This window comes from Dapis hubbardiae BLCC-M172 (genome assembly GCF_050016015.1).
Lineage (GTDB): Bacteria > Cyanobacteriota > Cyanobacteriia > Cyanobacteriales > Microcoleaceae > Trichodesmium.
The window spans coordinates 1-5641 of sequence record NZ_JBNHEQ010000037.1; the positions used below are offsets into that span (position 1 = coordinate 1).

Genomic DNA, 5641 nt, shown 5'->3' on the forward strand with positions numbered 1-5641 from the left:
TCAGATATATATTATACCCTTTTTTTTACTATTTTTTCACTAAAGTCCCGTTAATACCAACCGTCTGTGCTTTAAGTTCTACTTCCAATATTCTCACCTTTCTGCCACTAGACTTTTCGCTAAATCAACTCAATAATTATGCTCAACTCACTCCAAACCAGAAATAGAGTGGTTTAAGGTTCAAAAAAGTTATACTTTAGACTCATTAACGGATTCAGAAAATGAAAATTTAACAGTTAATACCTCTAAATCCGGAAACTCCCACACATTCCCACTATCATTATATCTTTCCAGAATAAATGAGCACTTATACTTAACAAAATTTTACAAGTAGCCTCTTAGAGCCGGATAGTCAAAGTCTATTGTCTGTCGTCCCTATCGACGATAGGAAGCAATCTCGCGCCACCCCTGAGATTGCTATCCGTTCCGGAATGCTCCGCAAACCTTCCACTCCGTTCCAGTCGCAATGACTTATAATAACTAATTATCCAAATTTGATATTAATAATAAACTCCCCTCTGCCGGAAATTTTTCTGGTTTTTTTTGATTAAAGCGCCAATATTGTTGATAATTATTCAAAAAGTTTTGTCCTAAAATTCCATCAACTTCTAATAACTTCAATACTGGGGAAGACAAAATTACTGTCTCTAAATTTGTCAGCTCATAATTTCCCATTTTTACTTTAGCTAAAGAAGCATATTCTGCCATTTCGATACCACAAAAACCTTGGACTTGAATTTCCTGTCTTTCCGCCTCAGAAATTTTTAACTGACTAGCTAATTTCTGAGAAATAAAAATACTTTCTGCCCCCGTATCTAACATAAAGATAAACGGACCATTGCCATTAATTTCTACCTCAGCTAACATTACTCCTAACTTAGATTTAAGTGGGATAGCATCATTAATATTTTTAGCAGGTATGGGAGTCGGAGGTAATAATCGTAATTCTTGGGTTTGAGGATTTATTTCTACATCAAAATTACTCAAAATATCCATTCCCAAAACTCCTGATAATTCTTCTGGCATGACAGTAGTAGTAAATTCTAAACCTGTTAAATTTTTGACTTTAACATTATCAATTTTTAACACAGGCAAACTATGTAAATTAGCTTTCATTTCTGGGCATTCATCCCCTGCTACTGCATAAGTTAAAAGTTCTGGTGGTACAGGTTCCCCTGTTAATTCTAATTTTTTGACTGTTTCTGTGGCAATGATGGAAGTAGAAGCACCTGTATCTAATAAAAAATTACCTGATTTTTCTCCTAGAGTTACTTTCAAGGTAAAAGCTTTTCCACCGTCTAAAAATTCTAGGGGAATAGTTGCTTTTCCTGTTACTTTTGGGCGGGGTAAGTTTAGACCTTCTAGTTGTACAATTGCTCCAATCGATCTATTTTTTCGAGGGAATATAACTATATTTTGCGGAAAAATAATAGGTGTTAGTTGAGCTAAACTAGGAGCAATAATTATGCAGCTAATAGCTCCAATAACAATAGTTGTAATACTCCGAAATCTGTTCATAGTTGTTAGTTAATTGGAATATAGCAGTTCTCTAATCTGTAGGGTACTGTTTTAGATCCCCCCCCGCCCCCCTTTTCAAGGGGGGAGCTTTCAAAGTCCCCCTTTTTAAGGGGGATTTAGGGGGATCAATGACTTCTAATATAGAATCGGTATAATTACTATAGCTTGCGTCATTGCGACGGTCACTCTGTGGAAGGTTTGCGGAGCATTCCGGAACGGATAGCAATCTCATGGTTTTAAGAGATTGCTTCCTATCGTCGATAGGGACGACTACAGCCATTTTCAGGTCAATAAACCACACTGAAAAAATGATAACCCTGTAGGGACGTTGCACAGGCAAAAATGCGTTTTCCGTTCCGGAATGCTCTGCAAACATGTTGCGCAACAAAACGTCCCTACTGTGGTCTATTCAAATGAAAACTGCTGTATTCAACCGGATTCTATATCAAACAACCTCTAACAGAGCTTTGAGAATGAGGTAGATAGAAGTTGCCCCTGGGTCTTGATGACCAATGCTGCGATCGCCTAAATAACTTGCTCTTCCTTTCTTAGCTAGCATTGGAATTGTATTTTTCATTCCCGACTCAGCAGCATTTACCGCTTGTTTCAAACTATCGAGAAAACTGGAACCATTTGCTACTGCTTCTGTAAAAGTATTTGCTGCTGGAGACAAAGCATCTAACATAGTTTTGTCTCCTAAGTTAGCTTTGCCACGTTGCACTACTCCCTCAACTGCAGCAGTGAATACTTTAGTCATATCTTCTGTAGTTAATTCTGACTTTCCTGCTACTACAGCACTTGCTCGTAAAAATAGAGTGCCATACAGAGGTCCACTAGCACCACCGATAGTAGAGATTAAAGTCATACTCACAGTTTTGAAAATACTGCCAATATCTTTATTTGTAACAGTGGGAAGTTGAGTTAGGACTTTCTGAAAGCCACGATTCATATTAATACCGTGGTCAGCATCACCAATAGCAGCATCTAATTCTGTCAGATAATCTTTGTTTTGCTCTAAGACTGTTGCTACTGTTTCCAGCCATTGGATAATTTGTTCTTTGTTGATCATAATCTTTTCACTTATCAGTTATCAGCACCTCTAGCAAAAAAAGTAGGTTGGGTTGAGGTACGTTAGCGGAACTTATCCGCAGGATAAACCCAACATAAATATGACAATTATAGCGCTTGTGTTGAGTGTTATAAGAAACCGGGTTTGTGGGAGGTATAAATCATTATGGTAGGGCGTTTAATACTAACCCGGTTTCTGGGTTCGCCACTTTATCTGATACCTAATTTATCAACAACATACTCTTGCACCGACTTCGCTCCATCCAACTGCAACACAGAATGAGCGATCGCCTTAACCTCAGACATATCCAATTCAGAAATTACTCTCTTGACAATAGATATTGCTGGTGGAGCTACACTCAACTCATCAACTCCTAACCCCAACAAAATTGGCACTGCTACCGAGTTCGACCCCAACTGACCACAAACACTCACCAAAATTTCCGCTTCATGGGCAGCAATTACAGTTTGTTGAATCATCCGCAATACCGCAGGTTCGAGACCATTAGCAAGATTAGCAACTTTAGAATTAGTTCGGTCAGCCGCCATAACATATTGACTCAAATCATTTGTACCAATACTGAAAAAATCTACTTCCTTTGCCAACTGGTTCGCCATTGTGACTGCTGCTGGCACTTCTATCATAATTCCCACTTTTATCTTATTTATAACAGAAATTGAGTTTTCAACTTCTGTCAAAATCTTTTTAGCTGCGCGTACCTCTTGCACAGATGCCACCATTGGGAACATTACCTTAATATTATGTCCGTGACTCGCCCGCAAAATAGCTCGTAACTGAGTCTGCAAAATTTCTGGAGTATCTAAACTTTGCCGAATACCACGACATCCCAAAAAAGGATTAGCTTCTGACTCCTGCTTGATATAGGGAACTTGTTTATCACCTCCGATATCTAGAGTACGGATAGTTAGAGGGCGAGTTCCCATAATTTGAGCGATCGCCCGATAACTCTCATATTCCTCTGCTTCTGTTGGTTGGGTTTGGCGATCGAGATAAAGAAATTCACTCCGCAATAAACCCACTCCTTCTGCACCACATTCTAAAGCAAATTCCGCATCAGCAACTCCCACAATATTTGCCATCAACGAAATTTTTCTACCATCTTTTGTTATTGCCTCCTGGGGTGTTTGAGATTTATCCAAAGTTTGACTTTGTTTTGCCTGTAACTCCTGTAACTGTGTCTGACTCGGTTCGATCCAAACTTCTCCTGTTGCCCCATCTAAAGCAATTTGAGAATCTGTTGCCAGTGATAACAACTGAGTACCTACTCCTACCACCATCGGGATACCTAACGTATTTACAATTAATGTACTATGAGCAGTAACACTACCAGCGCTAGTACAGATACCTAATACCAAATTTGGTTTCAGTTGCAAAGCAAGGGAAGGTGTTAAGTCTGCAGCCACCAAAATTCCCGGTTGTGATAATTTTAGAGTTCTGCTACTCCCACCCGTCAGCACTTCTAGCACTCGCCCTCCAACATCTTTAAGATCAATAGCTCGCGCCTGCAAGTAGGAATCTTCTAATTCTTGATAGGTATTAATCATTGCCTCAATAGCTTTTTTCCATGCTACTGCTGCACAGTGATTTTGTTTAAAAATGAGCTGATGTACTTCATCTAACAAAGTGGGGTCTTCTATATATAGTAATTGTGTTTGCAAAATATCAACTTGAGTATTATCAGTTGTACTTTTGTTAGATAGACTATCAATTATTCCTTGAATTTCCTTTTTTGCAGTTTCCAAAATTAACTGGAGATACTGCCATTCTACCTCTGGATCTTCTACAGGATAGTCTTCAACTTCTGGAATTGTTGGTTGATAATGTACTACTTTTCCGACTGCAATTCCTGAAGATGCTGGTGTTCCGAGTAGTTGATTATCTGCATCTGGCGTTGTTGATATTTTTGCTTTTGTCTTGACAATTACTTCTGTCTCCCCGAAATTATTTGTGATTAATTCTTGGATTTTTGTTAGGGCTAAATCTACATCATTACCAGTTGCTCTTATTGCTATTTCATGTCCTTGTTTAACTGCTAATGTAATTACTTGATTAATACTTTTAGCATTTATTAGTTGACTATTTTTAGTCAAATTTTGCAGAGTAATTTCAGATTTAAATTGATTAGCTATGGCTACTAATTTTGCTGCGGGGCGAGCATGAATTCCTAGTTGATTTTTGATAGTAGTTTTAATTGTCTTTGATGAATTGTCTTTTTCTATATTGCTGATATTTTCTGGGTTTTCATCTGGTACTATTTCATCAACATTAATCTGAGATATCTTAGCTGTTAAAGCTGCATTAGCTTCTGCCATAACTTGTTGAATATTAGCTCCCAAAGAAGCTTGAACTATAGCAGAAATTGCTCCTTCTACCAAAGGTGCTGTACAGATTTTAATATGATTTATTTGGCTTGATGATAAAAATTCTAGAGCCATTTCTGTACTCATTACCGCACTGCCTAAATCCATTAATACTAAGACCCCAGCATCACTATAAACAGATTCTATTGCCTCTTGTACTTTGATGACATCAGTACCAAAAGGATTTTCTGGGTCATCTATTCCAGCAGCGATCGCTATTGGTGCTGGTTCTTGAGTCATTTGTTTTGCTAATTCTACCACTGCCTCGGCTAATTTGGCACTGTGGGATACCAGTACAATTCCTACTTTTTTTTCTGAATAATCTATCATTTTTTTATATATTTTTGATATTTGGGATACAAGTACAATTCCTACTTTTTTTTCTGAATAATCTATCATTTTTTTATATATTTTTGATATTACTGCTTAACATATCAATATTACATAAACATCAGAGAAAAATTATATCTAAATCAGTAATATTTAACTAAAGCTCGTAGTAGGGCTTTAGCCCGAACTGTAGATAAGACTAAAGTCCTACTACAAACAAAAACTTTTTTTGAGCAAAAAAATTAGCTCTAAATTTAACTTCACAGAAAAAATTATATCTAAATTAGCAATATTTAACTAAAGCTCGTAGTAGGGCTTTAGCCCGAACTGTAGATAAGACTAA

At 37.3% G+C, this 5641-nt stretch carries 3 protein-coding genes; all 3 read right to left on the bottom strand.

Annotated features, from left to right (window positions below):
* Positions 1-480: 480 nt before the first annotated feature.
* The 3 genes from ACP6PK_RS04050 to ptsP all read right to left on the bottom strand — a co-directional run bounded on the left by ACP6PK_RS04050 (position 481) and on the right by ptsP (position 5367).
* Positions 481-1518: a retroviral-like aspartic protease family protein gene (locus tag ACP6PK_RS04050; protein WP_426557970.1), complete on the bottom strand. Its 1038-nt coding sequence runs from the start codon at positions 1516-1518 to the stop codon at positions 481-483.
* A 445-nt stretch (positions 1519-1963) separates the two neighbouring features.
* The gene (gene dhaL / locus ACP6PK_RS04055) at positions 1964-2587 is read right to left on the bottom strand and encodes a dihydroxyacetone kinase subunit DhaL (RefSeq protein ID WP_094678427.1); all 624 of its coding nucleotides are present in this window, start codon (positions 2585-2587) and stop codon (positions 1964-1966) included.
* A gap of 209 nt (positions 2588-2796) precedes the next feature.
* The gene (ptsP, locus tag ACP6PK_RS04060; protein WP_426557972.1) at positions 2797-5367 is read right to left on the bottom strand and encodes a phosphoenolpyruvate--protein phosphotransferase; all 2571 of its coding nucleotides are present in this window, start codon (positions 5365-5367) and stop codon (positions 2797-2799) included.
* Positions 5368-5641: the final 274 nt, after the last annotated feature.